We start from the raw sequence: 19,021 nt of genomic DNA, 5'->3' as shown, positions 1-19,021 counted from the left end.
AAATATGTCGGATGTTTGCGGCAAGCCGCATCGTCGTCGATCGAGAGCCCTTCCAAGAGGACTGCTCACATTGACAGCCTAGACATCCGATGTTTATACTCCTGGTGTTCCGTGCAGTCGACGAGAGATTGCGGGATGGAAGGACACCCGTGAGTCGTATCGTCGCACTCGACACCGCAGACATCCGATTTCAGACGTCGCTGACGCTCGACGGCTCTGACGCGATGAACCCGTGCCCCGACTACTCGGCGGCCTACGTGGTCATGCGCACCGACAGCGCAGACGAGGGGCACGCGTTCGTGTTCACGATCGGCCGAGGCAACGACGTGCAGGTCGCTGCGATCGATGCCCTCGCCGAGCACTTCGTCGGCCGTGAGATCGAACCGCTGCTCGCCGACATGGGCGGCACGTTCCGCGAGATCGTCGGCGACTCGCAGCTGCGCTGGCTCGGCCCCGAGAAGGGTGTCATGCACATGGCGATCGGCGCCGTGATCAATGCGCTGTGGGATATCAAGGCGAAGCGGGCGGGCATGCCGTTGTGGCAGTTGCTCGCGCGCATGTCTCCCGAAGAGCTCGTCTCGCTCGTCGACTTCCGCTACCTCAGCAACGCCCTCACCGCCGATGAGGCGCTGACGATGCTGCGCGAAGCCGAACCCGGTCGCGCGCAGCGCGAAGCCGAGCTGCTGGCCACCGGCTACCCGGCGTACACCACCACGCCGGGGTGGCTCGGGTATTCCGACGAGAAGCTCGAGCGGCTGCTGCGTGAGGCGCTCGACGAGGGCTTCACGCAGATCAAGCTCAAGGTCGGAGCCGACCTCGATGACGACATCCGACGTTTTCGCAAGGCGCGCGAGGTGTGCGGGCCAGACTTTCCGATCGCGATCGACGCGAATCAGCGCTGGGAGGTCTCTGAGGCGATCGAGTGGGTGCGGGCACTCGCCGAGTTCCACCCGACCTGGGTCGAAGAGCCGACCAATCCGGACGACATTCTCGGCCACGCCGAGATCGCGCGCGGCATCGCCCCGATTCGAGTCGCCACCGGCGAGCACGCGCAGAACCGCATCACGTTCAAGCAACTGCTGCAGGCGAACTCGCTCGAGGTCATGCAGATCGACGCCGTGCGCGTCGCGGGGGTCAACGAGAACATCGCCAACCTGCTGCTGGCGGCGAAGTTCGGGGTGCCGGTCTGCCCGCACGCCGGCGGGGTCGGGCTCTGCGAGGCAGTGCAGCACCTGTCGATGTTCGACTTCATCGCCGTCTCCGGCACTCGCGAAGGGCGCTTGATAGAGTTCGTCGATCACCTGCACGAGCACTTCGTCGTGCCCGCCGTGATCAGCGGCGGCTCATACCTGGCCCCGACCGCGCCGGGAACAGGCATGGAGATGAAGCACAGCAGCCGCACCGAGTTCACCTGGAGTGGCACGTATGCCTGACGCGTTCGACAGCGTGCCCCGGCTCGGCTTCGGCACCGCGAACCTCGGCAATCTGCATCGCGAGCTCGACGACGACGACGCATGGGCGATTCTCGATGCCGCGTGGAACGCTGGCATCCGCTGCTTCGACACCGCCCCCCACTACGGGCTGGGGCTGGCCGAGCGGCGGCTCGGTGCGTTCTTGCAGTCGAAGCCGCGCGATGAGTTCGTCGTGTCGACGAAGGTCGGCCGCCTTCTTCGAGAGAACCCCGACCATCTCGGCGGCCTCGACACCGACAACGACTTCTTCGTGCCAGATGTTCTTCGACGCGAGTGGAGCTTCACCGCCGATGGCATTCGCGCCAGTCTCGACGAGTCGCTCGACCGGCTCGGGCTCGACCGTGTCGATCTGCTCTACCTGCACGACCCCGAGCGGCACGATCTCGATCTCGCGATCGACGAGGCGCTTCCGGCCCTGCAGCGGCTGCGATCAGAGGGGCGAGTGGATGCTGTCGGTGTCGGCTCGATGACCTCTGCGGCGCTCGCCCGCTGTGTGCGAGAAGCCCAGCTCGATCTCATCATGATCGCTGGGCGCTACACCCTGCTCGAGCAGCCCGCCGCCGAGCACGTGCTGCCGGCCTGCCGTGAGCGCGGCACCGGCGTGGTCGCGGCATCCGTGTTCAACACCGGTCTGCTCGCGACAGCGCAGCCGATCCGCAGCGCCCGCTATGAATACGGCGAGGTTCCCGACGCGCTCTGGCACCGGCTGCAGCGCATCCTGAGTGTCTGCCGCAATCACGACGTGCCGCTTCCCGCGGCCGCCGTGCAGTTTCCGCTGCGTGATCCGGTGGTCCGCTCGGTGGTGGTGGCGGGCTCGCGCCCCGAGCAGGTGCGTGAGAACGCCGAGCTGGCGGCTCTGCCGATCGCTGAGCCATTCTGGAGTGACCTCATCGACGAAGACCTCATTCCCCGATCGGATGGCACCTGATGCTCGAAGGAATCGATCCGCTGCTGACGGGCGAGCTGCTGCTGCACCTCGACCGCATGGGCCACTCCGACGCCGTCGTCGTCGCAGACGCGCACTTTCCGGCGTGGGCGCTCGGCCGCCACGTCATCGACCTGCCGGGCACGAGCACCCCCGCCGTGCTCGCGGCCATCTGCACCGTGCTTCCGCTCGACGACGAGCCCGGTCTCGACCTCATGACCTCAGCCGACGGCACGGTGCTCGACGTGCAGCAGCAGCTGATGACCGCGGCGGGCACGAACGTCGACACCACGCGGTTCGTCGAGCGCTTCGAGTACTACGCCCAGGCGAAAGAAGCCTTTATCATCGTGCGCACTGGCGAGACGCGCACGTACGGCAACGCGACGGTGCGCAAGGGTGTGGTGGGGCATCCATCGTGATGACGCTTCCTGACGAACTGACCACTGCCACCGCGGTCACCCCGCGTGGCACGCGCTATTCGATCGCGCGAGTGCACCCGAACGGCGTCGCCGACCGCACCGCCATCGCCTGGGCAGACGGCCTCGACACCGACGCCCCTCGACCGCATCTCATGATGTTCCACGGGTCGGGAGGGTCTGACGCCGTCATCGATGATGAGGTGTTCGCCGACTATGTCGCGGGGGCGATCGATGCGGGTTGGGTCATCTCTGCCGCCTCGCTCGGCGGCAATTCGTGGGGCAACTCGTACGCGCACGACTGCATCGCCAACGTCGACCACTATGTCAGTGCGGTGTTCACCATCGGCCCTCGCCTGCTGCTGGGCGAGTCGCAGGGCGGCGGAACGACGTTCTCGGTGCTGCTGCGCAAGACCGTGCCGTCGATCATGGCTGCTGTCGCGCTCGCACCCGCGCTGAACTTTCAGTGGGTGTGCGACGAGGGCCAGTCGTCTGCTGCGATTCGGGATGCGTACGATGCGACGCCCCACGACTTCGCGACTCGGGTGCGCGGCCACGCGCCCCTCACCGGGGCCGCCGCTGACTTCAGCGGGTACCGTCTGCGCGTGCGGGCGTCGTACGACGACACGATGACCCCCAAGGCCGCGCACATCGACAGGTTCGTCGAGGCGGGGCTCGCCGCTCACCTCGCAGTCTTCGAGAATCTCACCGTCACCGGCGATCACATGTCGCCGCCGCACTACGACGCCGCGGCAGACCTGGCCTTTCTCGCGGCGGGCGCAGCCGAGTTGCGCCACGGTCAGCCCGAGATGGAGGTGTCATGAGCACGCCGATTCTGGGGGTAGGCATCATCGGTGCAGGGCCGGTGACCCAGGCGATTCACCTGCCCACGCTGTCTCGACTCGAAGACCTCTTCCGTGTCGTGCACATCATGGATGTCGATGCCGAGGTCGCCGCGTCGGTCGCCGCCCGCGTCGGCGCGAAGGCCACGACGAGCATCGATGACGTTCTCGGTGACGACGAAGCGCAGATCATCGTCATCTGCAGCCCGTCGCCCTTTCACGCAGAACAGGTCATCGCCGCCTGCCGCGCCGGCAAGACGGCGGTGCTCTGCGAGAAGCCCTTCGCGATGTCGGCAGAAGAGGCTGAGCAGATCGCTGCAGTCTCAGCCGACACCGGTGTGCCGATCATCGTCGGTGCGATGCACACGTTCGACCCGGGCTGGCTCGCGGCCCGGCAGCACTGGGCAGACTTGGTCGAGTCGGTGCACACCATCAGGTACTCGGTGGTGCTGCCGCCGAATGCGCGCTTCGAAGACGTCGCCACCGAGGTGCTGACGCGCCCCGTGCACGCCCCCGCCGACCCGACTGATCCTGAGGTGGCGTTCCGCATGCTCCGCGGCGGCATTCTGGGTCTGGCGATTCACGACCTCCCGCTCGTGCGCGTGCTCTGCTCAGACGTCAGCCGTGTCGAGGTGCTCTCTGCCACGGCTCTCGACCCGTCTGGCTACTCGGTGACGTTGCGCGTCGGCGACTGCACTGTCGAGATGCTCGCGATCTTCTCGCAGGGCTTCAGCACCGAGTGGTACCTCGAGGCGATCGCCGACGACCGCTCGCTGCGCATCGACTTCACGCCGTCGTATGTGCACGCGGGGTCGGCGACGGCCACGCTGTTCGAGGGGACGAGTGCTCGAGTGCTCGGCCCGTTCTCGATGAACGGCTACGAGGGCGAGTGGCGGTTTCTCGCCGACCTCGCCCACGGCACCGCCGAACCGATCGACGTGCACGAGCTCGTCGACGACCTCAGGTTCGCGCTCGAGGTGTCAGATCTCGCCTCCGCGGCCGCCCGCGACAACGCGATCAGCATGCGGTCGACGAGGGAGGCATGATGGATGCTCCGCTCACGGTGGCCTTCGACCAGGCCGCGCAAGACTCGGGTGCCATAGCTCAGGTGATCGCGTCGCTGCCGGTGTCGCTGGCGCGCGGCTCTGAAGCGGGCGAGCTCGTCGGCATCGACGGCGGTGCCGGCTGGCCCGCGGCTGCCGAGCGGGCGATCGATGCCGGAGCCCGCGGTCTGCTCATCGTGCGGCCGGTGCCCGCAGACGCCGCATCGCTCGTCGAGAGCGCTGCCGCTCGAGGCGTGCCCGTCGTGATCGACTCTATGTGGACTCATGATCCGGCGGTCGAGCTGAGCGCCGCATCGTTCGCCGAGGTCGCCGATGATCGTTGTCTGCTCGAAGCGCGTGTCTCGTCGGCCGTCGGGTCAGAGTGGCACCGCGTGCTGCTCGACCAGCTGTCGGTGATTCGCGCCGCGGTCTCGCCGGTACGTTCGCTCGACGTCATTCGTCGAGACCGCACGGGCTACTCGGCAACCGCCGTGCTCGCGACCGGCGGTCGGGTGAACCTCACGGCGATCGGCACCGACTCGGTGGCGGCCTCGGCGACGCTGCGCATCGTCAACCAGCAGAGGGTGGTGCAGCTGACCGTTCTCGACCCGGCGACAGCTGCTCCGGGTCGGGTCGTGGTGACGAGCCCCGCCGGTGCGAACGAGCTCGAGTCGGTCTGGGAGACCGCTCATCGGGCCGCGTGGCGTCGGCTTGTCGCCCTCGTTCGGCAGGGCGAGACCTCGCGAGACCTCGAGTTCTTCGCTGACGACTGCGCAGTGGCTGCAGCATGGTGACGCTCTCCGCGCTGCGCAACGCGGCCCCGCAAACGTCCGATCTTTGTGTACGATCGCTACAGGTCGTTGTGCGCTGATGGTGCAGTCAGAGCGACCAGCACAGGGGGGAGGGCGTGCCATGTCGTCGAGCGGTCAGGGCGCCCAGTCGCCGACGGTGAACCCCGGGGCGATCGATCTCTCGTCAGCCACCGCGCTCGTCACCGGCTCGAGCCGCAACCTGGGCCTCGCGATCGCGACGCGGCTCGCGGCTGCGGCAGCGCGAGTGGTCGTGCACGCCCGCACCGACGCAGAGGCGCAGAACGCTCGGCGCGAGATCATCGAGCTCGTGCCCGAGGCCGAGCTCACGACGGCGGTGTTCGATCTCGCCGACGCTGATCAGATCGACGCCGCCGTCGATGAGCTCGCCGCTGCAGGCTGGTCTCCCTCGATTCTCGTCAATAACGCGGCCTTGCTCGACGTGGAGTCTGCCGGGTTCATGGCCCAGCCTCGCGAAGCGTTTCGCGAGGTGCTCGAGGTGAATCTGTTCGGGGTGCATCACCTCTCGAAACGAGCGGCCGCGGCGATGATCGATGAGGGCCGAGGTGCGATCATCATGATCTCGTCTCTGGCCGGCGAGCGAGCCATTCACGGCCGACCCGCCTATGACGTGAGCAAGTCTGCTCTCGACGGCCTCACGCGTGCGATGGCGATCGAGCTCGCACCGCACGGAGTGCGGGTCAACGCGATCGCACCCGGCTACATCCACTCTGATCGTTGGCAGCATCTCACCGACGAGGCGCTCGAGCGTCGGCGGGCGAACGTGCCGTGGGGTCTGCCGACCGAGGCGGCTGAGATCGCCGAGCTCGTGGCACTTCTCGCGTCTGATCTTGTGCCGTCGATGATTGGGTCGCGCATCATCATCGACGGTGGTCTGGCGGCGCAGCAGGTGCCGAGATCTGACGTCGCATAGTCGTCGACCTGTTCATGAGAGGGGGGCTCTGAATGCGCAGAATGGTCTTCATCGGCGACAGCATCACCGATGCTCATCGTCGCAGCGACCCGCTGCAGCTCGGCAGCGGCTACGTCAACCTCATCGCCGAAGAGTTCGAGCGACGCTCAGCGTCGGTCGAGGTCATCAATCGGGGGGTGTCGGGCGAATGCGTGCGTGATCTGCGAGCCCGCTGGCAGCACGATGTTCTCGACCTCGAGCCTGATGTGCTCACGGTGTACATCGGCGTCAACGACACCGTGCGCACCTGGTTTCAGGGCCAGCCGACGCCTCCCGCCGAGTTCGAAGCAGACCTCGATGACGTGCTCAGCAGGTCGGTCGCACAGGGCACGTCGACCATCATCGTCATCGAGCCCTTCTTTCTCACCGACGTGCCGTTTGCGGGGCCGTGGAGGGCGGGCGAAGACTTCGCGCGCGCCGATCTCGACTCGAAGCGCCCGATCGTCGAGTCGCTCGCCCGTGCTCATGGGGCGCACTTCATTCCGCTGCAAGCGGCGATGACCGAGGCCGCGCACGAGCGAGGCGCGGCCCTGCTCGCCCAAGACGGCGTGCATCCTTCTGGCCTCGGCGAACGACTCATCGCGCGGCTCTGGTTCGAGGCCTTCGACTCGGTCGGGTGACCCCAAGGGCCTCATGCAGACAGACATCGGATCAATTGTTGACGGTGACCGGTCGATATGCCTACAATTCAGGGAAACATCGGAGCAATTATGACGTTGACATCCGATGTCGCTCTGCACCATCACGAAACATCACCAAGATTGCCCTCGATCCTGTGGGACTTATCAAAGGAGAAAGTCACATGTCAGTTGTGCTCTCAACACGACAGCGGAGGGTGGTGGCTGGCGCTCTCGCGTTGGCGACCGGGCTCTCGCTCGTCGCATGCACCGCGACTCCCGATGCCGAGCCTGAGGTCGCGTTCGACCCCACGCTCGAAGTCACCCTCACCATCGGAGACCTGCCGCCCGAGGCGAACGAGGCCTCTCGCGCGCAGTTTCTCGAGCAGGTAGAAGCCTTCCAGCTCGAATACCCGCACATCACGCTGAACCCGATCGAAGAGACGTGGGATCCCCAGACCTTCCAGGCGAAGCTCGCCGGCGGCAATCTGCCCGACGTGATGTTCACCGCGGTGACCGAGGCGGCGTCGATCGCGAGCCGTCAGCAAGTCGCCAACCTGAACGATGCACTTCGCATCACGGGGCTCGATGAGGCGCTCAACCCCGACCTCGTCGCTACCGTGACGGGGCCAGACGGCGGCATCTACGCGATTCCGACCGGTGTCGGCCCTCTGGGCATCATCTACAACCGTGTGCTCTTCGAACAAGCCGGCCTCGACCCTGACGTGCCGCCGGCGACGTGGGACGAGGTTCGCGAATACGCGAAGCTCATCGTCGAGCGCACCGACGCGAAGACCGGGTTCACTCCCTACGCGACGCAGGGCACCGGTGGCGGCTGGATGCTCGCCGCGGGCGCCGCGGGTTTCGGCGGTTCTCTCGTGAGCGACGACGGCACCGAGGCGACGCTCACGTCGCAGCCGGTCGTCGACTTCCTCACCCTCTACCGCGACATGCGGTGGGAAGACAACACCGTCGGCGAGATGGTCGTCTTCGGTGGTGCCGAGAGCTACGCAGAGTTCTCGGCCGACCAGGTCGGCATGATGATCGGGCACAACGGCATGTACGAGCCGATCATCGTGCGCAATGAGGCCGACCCCGCGATCTTCGGCATGGGGCCGATGCCGGTCGGCGGCGGCGCGACTCCTGGCACCCTCTCCGGCGGTGGCATTCAGATCGTCAGCCCCACGACCACGCTCGAAGAGCAGGTCGCTGCGGTGCAGTGGATCAACTACCGTCACCTGCGCAAGTTCACCGACGAGGCCTTCGCCGTCGATCAGGCTCAGGCCGCGGCAGAGTCGGGTGCGTCTGCCCACATTCCGGGCTACGCGCCGGTGAGCGAAGAGCAGTACGAGCTGTACCTCGAGTGGATCGCGCCGTACAACAACGTGCCCATCGAGCAGTTCGCGCCGTTCTTGAACTCGCGTTCGACCTACGTGCTGCGCGGCGAGCCCGCCCTCAAGACTCAAGAGATCTACGCCGAGACGAGCGTGATCTTGCAGAGGATTCTTGAAGACGAGTCTGCTGACCCCGCGACGGTGCTCGAAGAGGCCAATACGGCGGTTGCGCGGTTGCTCGCTCGATGACGAACAACACCATCACCACCGCGGTGCGGGCTTCAGCTGAAGCCCGCACCGCGGAGGTGCCTCGGCCGTCGCGCCCCCCGCGTTCTCGTGGCCCGCTGCATCGCCTCAGGCGATGGTGGATCATGGGCGGCTTCTCGACGCTGATGATCGCCGTGCCGATGATCTTCATCTTCGGCTACTTTGCCTGGTGGCCGATCATCAGTGGCCTCACCATGGCCTTCCAACGCCCCGACTTTCTCGGCCCGGACGAGTTCGTCGGGTGGAGCAACTTCGAGTACGTGCTTACTGACCCGTTGCTGCCCAAGGTCATCGGCAACACGCTCATGTTCGCCGGGCTCTCGATTCTGTTCGGCTTTCCCTTGCCGCTGCTCATGGCGACCTTCATGGCAGAGCTTCGCGGTTCGCGGCGGCTCTACAGTGTGCTGGCCTACCTGCCGGTGCTCATTCCGCCCGTCGTCGTGGTGCTGCTCTGGCAGTTCTTCTACAACCCGGGCGCGAGCGGATTCTTCAATGAGATTCTCGGCGTGTTCGGCATCGGGCCGTTCGGCTGGCTGAACTCGTCAGACATGGTGATTCCGTCGATGGTGCTCGCCGCGACGTGGGCCGGTGCCGGCAGCGCCATGATCATCTATCTCGCCGCGATGACGAGTGTCAGTCGCGACCTCTACGAGGCGGCAGAGCTCGACGGTGCCGGAATCGTGTCGCGCACCTGGCACATCACCTTTCCGCAGATCCGCGGCGTCATTCTCATTCTTCTGCTGCTCTCGATCATCGGCAGCATGCAAGTGTTCACCGAGCCCTTCATCTTCACCAAGGGCGGCCCAGACAACGCCTCGATGACGATCCTGCTGATGATCTACAACTACGCCTTCATCGGTGCCGATTTCGGTGCGGCCACAGCACTCTCGGTGCTGCTCGGCCTCGTGCTGTGCGTCGTCTCGGTCATCTACTTCTACGCCACGCGGAGGTATTCGAAGTGAGTGCAACCCCCGGACTCGTCACCGTGCAGACCAAGCGGGCGACCCGCGCGCCCCGCCACTACGAGCGTGGTGCGGTGTCGTTCGCCGATCGCAAGAAGCTGAGCGTGCGCATCGCGCTCGGCATCTCTCAGTCGCTCTTGCTCATCGCGCTCATCGTCGTGTCGCTCGGCCCGCTCGTGTGGCTCTTCATGGCAGCCCTCGCCGAGTCGCAGACGCTCGTGCGCAATCCCATGGGGGTCTTCACCTCGGGGCAGTTTCTCTGGGAGAACTTCGTCACGGCGTGGACGACCATCAGGGTCGGTCAGTATCTGCTGAACACCCTCTGGGTCGTCGGTGGGTCGTGGTTCGTCACGATCTTCACGTGCATGACCGGTGCCTATGTGCTGAGCGTGCTGCGACCCAAGTGGGGCGGGTTCGTGGCTGGGGCGATTCTGGCCACGCTCTTCATTCCGAACGTGATCTCGCTCGTGCCGCTCTACCTCACGATCATCGAGATGCCGCTCCTCAACATCTCGCTGCTCGACACCTACTGGGCGGTGTGGCTGCCGCACGCGGCCAGCCCCTTCCTGCTGCTGGTCTTCAAGCGCTTCTTCGATGCGATTCCGCCTGAGCTCTATGAGGCGGCGCGCATCGACGGGGCCGGGCCGATCAGGGTCTTCACGACGATCATCTTGCCGATGTCGAAGCCGATCATCGGTGTCGCGTCGCTGCTGACGATCGTCGCGAGCTGGAAAGACTTTCTCTGGCCGATGCTCGTCTTGCCCAACGCCTCACTGCAGCCGATCTCGGTCGCCCTGCCGCGGGTCGCCGAGATCGTGCCGCTCAACATTCAGATGGCCGCGCTGTTCTTGGCGATCATCTTTCCGGTCGGCTTGTTTCTCGTCTTGCAGCGCTACTTTCTCGAGGGCGCCGGTTCAGCGGGAGCGCTCAAGGGATGACGAGCCAGGCTGCGGCCGCCACCGAGATTCCCGTTCCGACCCGCGAGCAGCTGCATTGGCAGCGACTCGAGATGGGGGCGTTCTTTCACTTCGGCGTCAACACCTTCGCCAACCTCGAGTGGAGCGACGGCACCGTGCCGGCGTCGGCCTTCGACCCGAGCGACCTCGATGTGGGTGAGTGGATCGACACCGCCGTGGCAGCGGGTGCGAGGTATGCGATTCTCACCGCCAAGCATCACGACGGGTTCTGCCTGTGGCCGACCGCGACCACCGACTACTCGGTGGCCTCGTCGCCGTGGCGGGGCGGGGGCGGCGACCTGGTGGGGGAGTTCGTCGAGGCGTGCCGCGAGCGCGGCGTGCTGCCGGGCCTCTATCTCTCGCCGTGGGATCGCCACGAGCCGAGCTACGCCGACCCGCAGGCGTACTCCGAGTTCTATGCGCGGCAGCTCACCGAGCTCTGCACGCAGTACGGCCCGATCGCCGAGATCTGGCTCGACGGCGCCGGCAGCGAGGGCTACATCTACGACTGGGCTCGCATCATGCAGGTCATCGACGCCCATCAGCCGAGCACGATCGTGTTCAATATGGGTCGGCCGAGCATCCGGTGGGTCGGAAACGAAGACGGGCTGGCCCATGACCCCGTCGAGTACGTCGTGACGCAGACCATGTCGAGCCAGTACACGAACCTGCGCATCGGCCTGCCCGAGGCGGCATACCTGCCGCCCGAGTGCGATGTGTCGTTGCGACGCGGATGGTTCTGGCACGCGAAAGATGCGCCGAAGACGCTCGAGCACCTGCTCGGCATCTACTACCGGTCGATCGGGTTGGGCGCGAACCTGCTGCTCAACATCCCCCCAGACACTCGCGGTCGCATCGACCCCCTCGACGCACGGGTGATCACCGAGTTCGGCGACGAGCTGCAGCGGCGGTTCGGCACCCCCCTCGTCGCCACCCTGACCCCGCTGCGCGACGGTGAGTGGCTCGCCGAGTTCGACGACGAGGTCACGGTCGACCACGTGCGCGTGCGCGAAGACCTCTCTCGCGGCCAGCGCGCCACGAACCACGAGCTCATCGCCGGCGGCACGACGATCGCGAGCGGGCGCTCGATCGGAGTCGGGCGACTGCACGTGCTCGCCGAACCGGTGACGACGCGCGAGCTCGTCGTGCGGGTCGACGGCGCTGACCCCGCACTCAGCGAGCTCGTGGCCCACCGCACGGGTCGCACAATGCTTCCGCGCCTTCCTGATGACTACACGGCCCCCACGGGGCGCCCCGACGAGCACGAGAGCGAGTGGCTATGAGCACCGCACCCACCTTCATCGATCTTCCGGTCGCCGGCACTCTCGAGCTGCCGTCGCGCACGGGTGCGATCGCCTCGCGCCTCGGCGTCGGCTTCGAGACGCTCGACCGCGATCTGTTCGACCCTGAGCGGGTGTACCCCTTGCTCGCGCAGCTCGGCGTCGGGTGGGCGCGCGTGCAGTCGGGGTGGAGCAAGTGCGAGAAAGCGCCGGGTGTGTATGACTTCGCGTGGCTCGACGACATCATCGACAAGCTCGCCGCGGCCGGGGTCTCGACGCTGCTGTCGCTGACGTTCGGCAACATTCTCTATACGACGGATGCTCCGCACGAGTCGGCCGTCGGCTACGTGCCCGTCAACTACTCCGACGACGTCGTCGAGGCATGGTGTCGCTATGTCGGTGCTCTCGCCGCTCATCTTCGCGGGCGCGTCTCGCACTGGGAAGTCTGGAACGAGCCCAACATTCCGCAGTTCTGGATGCCCGCGCAAGAGAACGGGGCGGCCTACGCCCGGTTGGCCGCGCTCACCGCTGCCGCCGTGCGCGAGGTCGACCCCGACGTCGTGATCGTCGGGGGTGCGCTCTCGCGCGTCGACCCGATCTTTCTCGAAGAGGCACTGCAGGCGGGCCTCGCCGACACGATCGACGTGCTGACCTTCCACCCCTACCAGCCTGTGCCCGAGCACAATCTGCGCACCATGCACGACCTCGTGCGGCGCCTGCTCGATCGATACTCACCGCCCGGCAGCGTCGAGATCTGGCAGGGCGAAGCGGGGTGCCCCTCGCAGGCGTTCGGTCACAACGACGACTGGCTCGGGCTCTACGACATCGACGAAGACGTGCAGGCACGCTGGGTCGCGCGCCGGGTCTTTGCCGATCTCGGGGTGGGCTTCGTGCGGTCGTTCTACTTTCACGCCGTCGACCTCATGGCGAAGGCCTATCGGCAGTCAGATGGCGGCGAGCGGCCCCCGGTGATGATGGGGCTCATCCGCGGTGACAGCTATGAGCCGAAGAAGGCTTTCGAGGTGCTGCAGCGCGTCGCGTTCTTCGTCGACGATTCGAGCGAGCGCCGTGAGCTCTTGAGCATGTTCCGCGAGGTCGATGAGCAGCATCCCGAGCAGACCGGCATGCTCTCGGCTCCCGTGTGCGCGAGCTTCGCGCGCGCAGGGCACCCGGTGTTCGCCTACTGGCTCAGTGAAGACCCGCAGCAGCGTTCGGCGCCGCGCGAGGTGCAGGTGCAGGTGTGGTGGGACAACGATCTGACCCTTGATCGACCGGTGCTGGTCGACATGCTCACGGGTGCCGTGCACGTGATCGAGCCGATGCCGCTCGACGAGCAGCTCGCGTTCGACGCGATTCTCGGGGTGCGGTTCACCGTGCCGATCAGCGACTACCCGCTCGTGCTCACCGACGCCTCTGCCGTGCCCGGATACCTCGACCCTCGGCCGGTGCCCGAGGGCGAGAGCACGCTGAGCACGCTGCGGCGACGCCGCTACCGCGACTGAGATCTGAGCACCGCGCATGCAGCTGGCCACACTCGAGACATTCGTCTGCGACGCTTTTCGCACCAACTGGGTCTTCGTGAAGCTCACGACCGAGTCGGGCATCCACGGCTGGGGCGAGGCGACGCTCGAGTATCGCGAGAAGACCGTCGTCGAGGCCGTGCACGAGCTCGAGCCGAGCCTGCGCGGCCGCGATCTGCGCGACATCAGCGCGTGGTGGCACGACGCCTACCGCGACGCCTACTGGCGGGGCGGGGTCGTGCTCACGAGCGCCCTCTCGGCGATCGAGATGGCGCTGTGGGATATCAAGGGCAAGGCGCTCGGGGTGCCGGTGCACGAACTGCTGGGCGGCAGGGTTCGGCCGAGCATCCGGGCCTATGCGAACGGGTGGTTCGCGGGGTCGCGCACGCCCGCCGATTTCGCGCGCTGCGCGGTCGACACGGTGGCGAGCGGCTACACCGGGCTCAAGTGGGACCCATTCGGCGCAGCCTTTCGCGACCTCACGCGACGCGAGCTCAGCGCGGCCCTCGAGTGCGTCGAGGCGGTGCGCGAGGCTGTCGGCGACGACGCAGAGCTCATGATCGAGGGCCACGGCAGGTTCGATCTGCCGGCCGCGACGCGCATCGCCCACGAGCTCGAGCGCTTCGACGTGCTGTGGTTCGAAGAGCCGCTCATTCCGGGCAATCTCGAGAACTACGCTCGCCTGAACCGGTCGACGCGCACGCCGATCTCGCTCGGTGAGCGGCTCTACACCCGGTGGGATTTTCGCGAGGTCTTCGAGCGCGGCTGCGCCTCATACGTGCAGCCCGACGTCTCGCACGCGGGGGGCATTCTCGAGCTGTCGCGCATCGCTGCGGCGGCCGAGATGTGGCAGGTGACGTTCTGCCCTCACAACCCGAGCGGGCCGGTGGCGAATGCGGCGACGCTGCAGCTTGCGGCGAGCATCCCGAATTTCGGCTGGCTCGAGACGATGGCGACCGATGTTCCGTGGCGCGCCGAGATCGCATCAGAGTCGGCGCGGTTCGCCGATGGCGTCGTCGAGGTGTCTGACGCCCCGGGCCTCGGCGTCGAGATCGACACGGCGGCGCTCACGCGGTATCCGTATCAGCCGCACGCGCTGCGCCACTACTCGGGTGCGCTCACCGACATTCGCCCTGCGGGGGCGACGGCGTCGTTGCCGACCGCGCGCTGAGGCCCCGCGGCGCGGTCACCGAGCGCTCAATGCTCGGATGTTTACCGGGATGCTCTCCGCGAGTTTGCGCCATTCCACACCGAAACGCTCTGAAGTCGAGGGTCACGCCTCGAGATTGCGGCTTAAACATCGGGTTAATCCTTGACGTGAGTTCTCACGCAGGGATACCGTGACATCGGCGACGGGCAATGACGTCGTCAGATGCAATGCCGCATCCCACTGAAGAAGAGAGAACGACGTGTCTGCTTCACCCACTCTCGGGCGCCGATCGGCAGCCCTGCTCGCGCTCATCGGTTTCGTCATCACCTCGGTGGGCATTCTGGCGCCACCGCCCTTGTTCACCGATGCGGCCCACGCTGCGACGCCGGTCACCGTCGAGACCGTCTACGAGGCCGAAGACGGTGAGCTGAGCAGCGGCGGCGCGCAGACCGGAGTGGTCACCGACGCGAACGCATCGGGCGGCGCCTTCGCGCGAGTTGGCAATGAGGCCGGCCAGTACAACACGATCACGGGCATCGAGGGCGGCATCGGTGGCGACGCAGAGGTCACGATCCGATATGCATACGGTGCCGGCGACAGCCACACCAAGGTGCTCGTCGTCAACGGGGTGGAGATCGGCAACGTCGTCTTCGCCTCGACGAGCCCGTCGAACGACTGGTCGGTGTGGGGCGAGAAGACCATCACGGTGGCACTCGAGCCCGGTGCAGGCAACACGATTCAACTCATCAACGACGTGACCAAGTACTTTCCGATCAGGCTCGACTACTACTCGGTGACGGTCGCGACGGGAGACGTCGCCTATGAGGCCGAAGACGGCGAGCTCAGCAGCGGTGCGCAGACCGAGATCGTCACTGACGCGAACGCGTCGGGCGGGGCCTTCGTGCGGGTCGGTACAGCCGTCGGCGAGTACAACACGATCACGGGCGTCGATGGCGGCATCGGCGGCAATGCTGACGTCACGATCCGGTATGCCAACGGCGCAGGCAACAGCAACACGAAGACGATCTACGTCAACGGTCTCTCGGTGGGCACCGTCGTGTTCGCGTCGACGAGTCCGTCGAACGACTGGTCGGTGTGGGGCGAGACGACCATCACCGTGCCCCTCGACCCGGGCACCGCGAACACGATCCAGCTCATCAACGCCGCGGCCACGCCGTACCCGCTGCGCCTCGACCGCTACACCGTCACGACGGCCGAGCCTCGAGACGCCGACACCTACTACGTCGACTCCGACGCCGGCGACGACGCGAATGACGGCACCGATAGCGCCGCCCCCTGGCAGACGCTCGCCAAGGTGAACGAGCACACCTTCCTTCCGGGCGACCAGATTCTGCTGAAGGCTGGCTCGGTCTGGAACGGCGAGAGCCTTGTGCTCAAGGGCTCGGGCACGATCGCGCAACCCATCGTGCTCAGCAGTTACGGCACGGGCGCGAAGCCGCAGCTCAACGGCAACGGGCAGGTTGAGCAGCTCGTGTTGCTGCGCAACGAGTCGTGGTGGACGATCGAGAACCTCGAGATCACGAACATGGCCGAGGTCGAGTTCGTCGACACCCTCATGGGCGTGCGAGTCGAAGCGATCAACACCCCGGGTGGCCGCGTGAGCGGCATCACGGTGCAGAACATCGACGTGCACAGCGTCAACGGCGTCAAGGTGCGCGGCACCGTGTCGTTTCCGTCGCTCATCTACTTCAACGCGGGCGGCACCGTGACGCCATCTGCGTTCGACCGAGTGCTCGTGAAAGACATCACGACCATGAACAGCATTCCCAACGGGTTGAACTTCTACTCGTCGAACACCTCGCTCGGCGGCCCGTTCAGCACGAACGTGCATGTCGACAACGTCTCGGGCAATACCGCACAGATCTACTGGATGCTCGATGGCGCGCTCATCGAGAACAATCGACTCGTCAACGTGGGCAGCTTCAGGCCGCAGTACAACTCGAACGTCTTCGCTGCCATCTTTCCGACCTACAGCAAGAATCTGACGTTCCAGTACAACGAGATCATCAACACCGCGCAGTCGGGCGACTCTCAAGGCTTCGACTTCGACCTGCACATGAGCGGCCGAAACGTGTTCCAGTACAACTACACGTACGGCAATTCGGGTGCCCTGCTCGTCATGCAGCAGAGCGACCCCAACACCGAGCTCATCTACCGGTACAACGTCAGCCACAACGACGCGTCGAGCGACTTCAGGCTCGGTGACGGCAACGTGCACATCTACAACAACGTCATCTACAACGACACCGACGTGATCACGGTGAACACGTGGGGCGACGCCTACGAGTCGAACCTCTTCGAGAACAACATCTTCGTCGGTCAAGGCATGAGCGTGAAGGCGGTGCCGGGTCTTGCTGAACCAATCTTCGACTCGAACCTCTACTACGGGTTTCCCGGGCCGAAAGATGACAACAAGATCGTCGCCGACCCGATGTTCGTCGAGGTGATCGAGAAGGCCGGGCTCGCGGGCATCGCTGGCTTCGCCCTGCACCCAGACTCGCCCGCGCGCAACACCGGCACGGTGATCGCTGATGCGGGCGACGAAGACATTCTCGGCAACCCGCTCTACACCGGGGCTCCCGATCGCGGCGCGGTCGAGCACCCCGATGGAGGCGACGGAGTTCTTCCGGTCGCCGACAGCCAGCAGATCGAGGTGGAGACGGGCACTCGCACCGGGGGCGCGCAGATCGCGATCAACACTGAAGCCTCCGGGTGGAACGTCGTGCGTGGCCTAGGCCAGGTCGGAGCATCCGTCGTCCTCGATGATGTCGTCGCACCATCTGCTGGCGACTACCGCGTCGAACTGCGCTATTCGGGCGGTGAGAATGCCGCCGAGAAGGCGCTGTACGTCAACGACGTCAAGGTGCACGATGTCGTCTTTGCTCCGACCGATGACCGCTTCGACTTTGCGACGGTGAGGCCCGTCGTGCAACTCGCGGCTGGCGTCAACACCGTCGAGATTCGCGCCGAGCAGGCCGACGCGTCGGGGGCCACCGAGGTCTACCTCGACTTGGCCACGATCATCTCGGATTCGCTGCCTATCGTGCCGGATCCGGTGATACCGCCCCCGCCGACCTATCCGGCTGTTGACCCGGTCGACGTGCAGTTCACGGAGGCTGAGCACGTCGAGATCGCCGAAGGTGGTTCGGGCGTGTATTCGAACCCGGATGCTTCGGGTGGCAAGTTCGCGACGAACTTCCACTACCCGGGCCGTTACCTGACGTGGCACCACGTCAACGGTGGCGCTGGCGGCACGTACACCCTCGACGTGCGCTATCGCACCGGCAACGTGGGCGCCACGATGGGCATCTATGTCAACGGCGTTCGACAAGGCGAAGTGGACTTTCCGACGACGGGCTGGGTGAACTTCGGGGTGGTCTCAGTCGACATCGAGTTGGCTGCCGGAGCCCACAACACGGTGACGCTGAAGAATGACGAGATGCCGGGCAGCGTCGGGGTCAGCCTCGACTACTTGCAGCTCGTGCGCGACGGCGTCGACCCGCCCGAGCCGAACGAACCCGACCCGGGGCCGAACCTCGTCACGAACTCCGGCTTCGAGAGTGGTGCCACTGGCTGGAACCTCGGCAACTACTTCTCAGTGACCGGCAGCGATGTTCACGCTGGCTCGTCTGCGCTGCAAGCGGTCGGTGTGTCGGGCGCCAACAGCGGCACCAGCCAGTCGATCACCGTCGAGCCGTACCACGACTACCGAGTGACGTTCTGGGCGAAGTCGACCGACAACCGCGCGCTCGTGCGCATTCTTGCCGCAGGTGGCATCGTCGTCGGGGAACGCACGGTTGCGGCCAGCAGTGAGTGGACGGAGTACACCGTTCGACTCAACGCCGGCAACCGCACTGCGCTCACCGTGTACATCGGGTTCAACGGCGACGGCACGCACCTGTTCGACGAGATCAGCGTGCAACGCGTGACCGACGTGCCGCTGTACCCGAACCTGGTGAGCAACGGCGAGTTCGACGCGAAAGCGACGACGAACTGGGTTGTCGGGTCAGGCTTCGGGCTGTCGAACGACGACAAGTACCAGGGCGCAGCCTCGATGAGAGTCGACGGTTCGGGCAGCGACGAGACTCTCGCGCAGACGATCTCGGCGGCGGCGAACACCGACTACACGCTGAGCTTCTGGGTACGATCGCCCGGCGGCACGATCGACTACGTCGTTCGCGGCGGCAACGGAACACCGGTCACCGGGCCGCACTCGGTGGCGGCCTCCGATGGGTGGGTTCTGGTCACCCAGACGTTCGACAGCGGTCAGAACACGCAGTTGACCGTCGAGTTCGTTGATGCCGGCACCGGGGTCAGCTATCTCGACTCGGTGCAGCTGAGACGCGCGACCGGCGTCTCAAGCTCGGCCCCCGCGCCGACACCGATCTAGGCGACATCGGTCGACCCGCCGCCCTGACGATTGCGAGTGTCAGG

At 65.9% G+C, this 19,021-nt stretch carries 15 protein-coding genes; all 15 read left to right on the top strand.

The genetic code is table 11. The features are described 5' to 3' along the window. The first annotated feature begins 149 nt into the window (after positions 1-149). The 15 genes from KIT89_RS04605 (at position 150) to KIT89_RS04535 (ending at position 18,977) form a co-directional block, all read left to right on the top strand. A complete protein-coding gene (locus KIT89_RS04605) occupies positions 150-1,433 on the top strand; it encodes an enolase C-terminal domain-like protein (RefSeq protein ID WP_297603445.1) in 1,284 nt (427 codons plus the stop codon). Next, complete coding sequence (locus KIT89_RS04600; protein WP_297603444.1) at positions 1,426-2,400, top strand: aldo/keto reductase; 975 nt, start codon at positions 1,426-1,428, stop codon at positions 2,398-2,400. The genes KIT89_RS04605 and KIT89_RS04600 overlap by 8 nt, the downstream gene beginning before the upstream one ends. Further along, positions 2,400-2,816, top strand: coding sequence for an RbsD/FucU domain-containing protein (locus KIT89_RS04595; RefSeq protein ID WP_297603443.1), 417 nt, complete (start codon positions 2,400-2,402; stop codon positions 2,814-2,816). The genes KIT89_RS04600 and KIT89_RS04595 overlap by 1 nt, the downstream gene beginning before the upstream one ends. Then, on the top strand, positions 2,816-3,637 hold the full coding sequence (locus KIT89_RS04590) for a hypothetical protein (RefSeq protein WP_297603442.1): 822 nt from the start codon (positions 2,816-2,818) through the stop codon (positions 3,635-3,637). Before KIT89_RS04595 ends, KIT89_RS04590 begins: the two co-directional genes overlap by 1 nt. Continuing rightward, positions 3,634-4,701, top strand: a complete 1,068-nt coding sequence (locus tag KIT89_RS04585) for a Gfo/Idh/MocA family oxidoreductase (RefSeq protein WP_297603440.1) — start codon at positions 3,634-3,636, stop codon at positions 4,699-4,701. Before KIT89_RS04590 ends, KIT89_RS04585 begins: the two co-directional genes overlap by 4 nt. Continuing rightward, the gene (locus KIT89_RS04580) at positions 4,698-5,492 is read left to right on the top strand and encodes a hypothetical protein (protein ID WP_297603439.1); all 795 of its coding nucleotides are present in this window, start codon (positions 4,698-4,700) and stop codon (positions 5,490-5,492) included. Before KIT89_RS04585 ends, KIT89_RS04580 begins: the two co-directional genes overlap by 4 nt. Before the next feature lie 118 nt (positions 5,493-5,610). Then, positions 5,611-6,441, top strand: coding sequence for an SDR family oxidoreductase (locus tag KIT89_RS04575; RefSeq protein ID WP_297603438.1), 831 nt, complete (start codon positions 5,611-5,613; stop codon positions 6,439-6,441). Between the two features lie 32 nt (positions 6,442-6,473). Beyond that, positions 6,474-7,100: an SGNH/GDSL hydrolase family protein gene (locus KIT89_RS04570; RefSeq protein ID WP_297603436.1), complete on the top strand. Its 627-nt coding sequence runs from the start codon at positions 6,474-6,476 to the stop codon at positions 7,098-7,100. A gap of 182 nt (positions 7,101-7,282) precedes the next feature. Then, complete coding sequence (locus tag KIT89_RS04565) at positions 7,283-8,680, top strand: ABC transporter substrate-binding protein (protein WP_297603435.1); 1,398 nt, start codon at positions 7,283-7,285, stop codon at positions 8,678-8,680. After that, complete coding sequence (locus KIT89_RS04560) at positions 8,677-9,660, top strand: carbohydrate ABC transporter permease (protein ID WP_297603433.1); 984 nt, start codon at positions 8,677-8,679, stop codon at positions 9,658-9,660. Before KIT89_RS04565 ends, KIT89_RS04560 begins: the two co-directional genes overlap by 4 nt. After that, complete coding sequence (locus tag KIT89_RS04555) at positions 9,657-10,598, top strand: carbohydrate ABC transporter permease (RefSeq protein WP_297603432.1); 942 nt, start codon at positions 9,657-9,659, stop codon at positions 10,596-10,598. Before KIT89_RS04560 ends, KIT89_RS04555 begins: the two co-directional genes overlap by 4 nt. Continuing rightward, positions 10,595-11,899: an alpha-L-fucosidase gene (locus tag KIT89_RS04550; protein WP_297603430.1), complete on the top strand. Its 1,305-nt coding sequence runs from the start codon at positions 10,595-10,597 to the stop codon at positions 11,897-11,899. The genes KIT89_RS04555 and KIT89_RS04550 overlap by 4 nt, the downstream gene beginning before the upstream one ends. Next, complete coding sequence (locus KIT89_RS04545; RefSeq protein WP_297603429.1) at positions 11,896-13,398, top strand: beta-galactosidase; 1,503 nt, start codon at positions 11,896-11,898, stop codon at positions 13,396-13,398. The genes KIT89_RS04550 and KIT89_RS04545 overlap by 4 nt, the downstream gene beginning before the upstream one ends. A gap of 16 nt (positions 13,399-13,414) precedes the next feature. Continuing rightward, the gene (gene dgoD / locus KIT89_RS04540; protein WP_297603427.1) at positions 13,415-14,587 is read left to right on the top strand and encodes a galactonate dehydratase; all 1,173 of its coding nucleotides are present in this window, start codon (positions 13,415-13,417) and stop codon (positions 14,585-14,587) included. Between the two features lie 238 nt (positions 14,588-14,825). Next, positions 14,826-18,977, top strand: coding sequence for a carbohydrate binding domain-containing protein (locus KIT89_RS04535; protein WP_297603426.1), 4,152 nt, complete (start codon positions 14,826-14,828; stop codon positions 18,975-18,977). The last annotated feature ends 44 nt before the right edge of the window (positions 18,978-19,021 follow it).

This window comes from Microcella sp. (assembly GCF_025808395.1).
Lineage (GTDB): Bacteria > Actinomycetota > Actinomycetes > Actinomycetales > Microbacteriaceae > Microcella.
The sequence above is the reverse complement of the archived record's forward strand: the minus strand, read 5'-3'. Positions and strand labels throughout refer to the sequence as shown.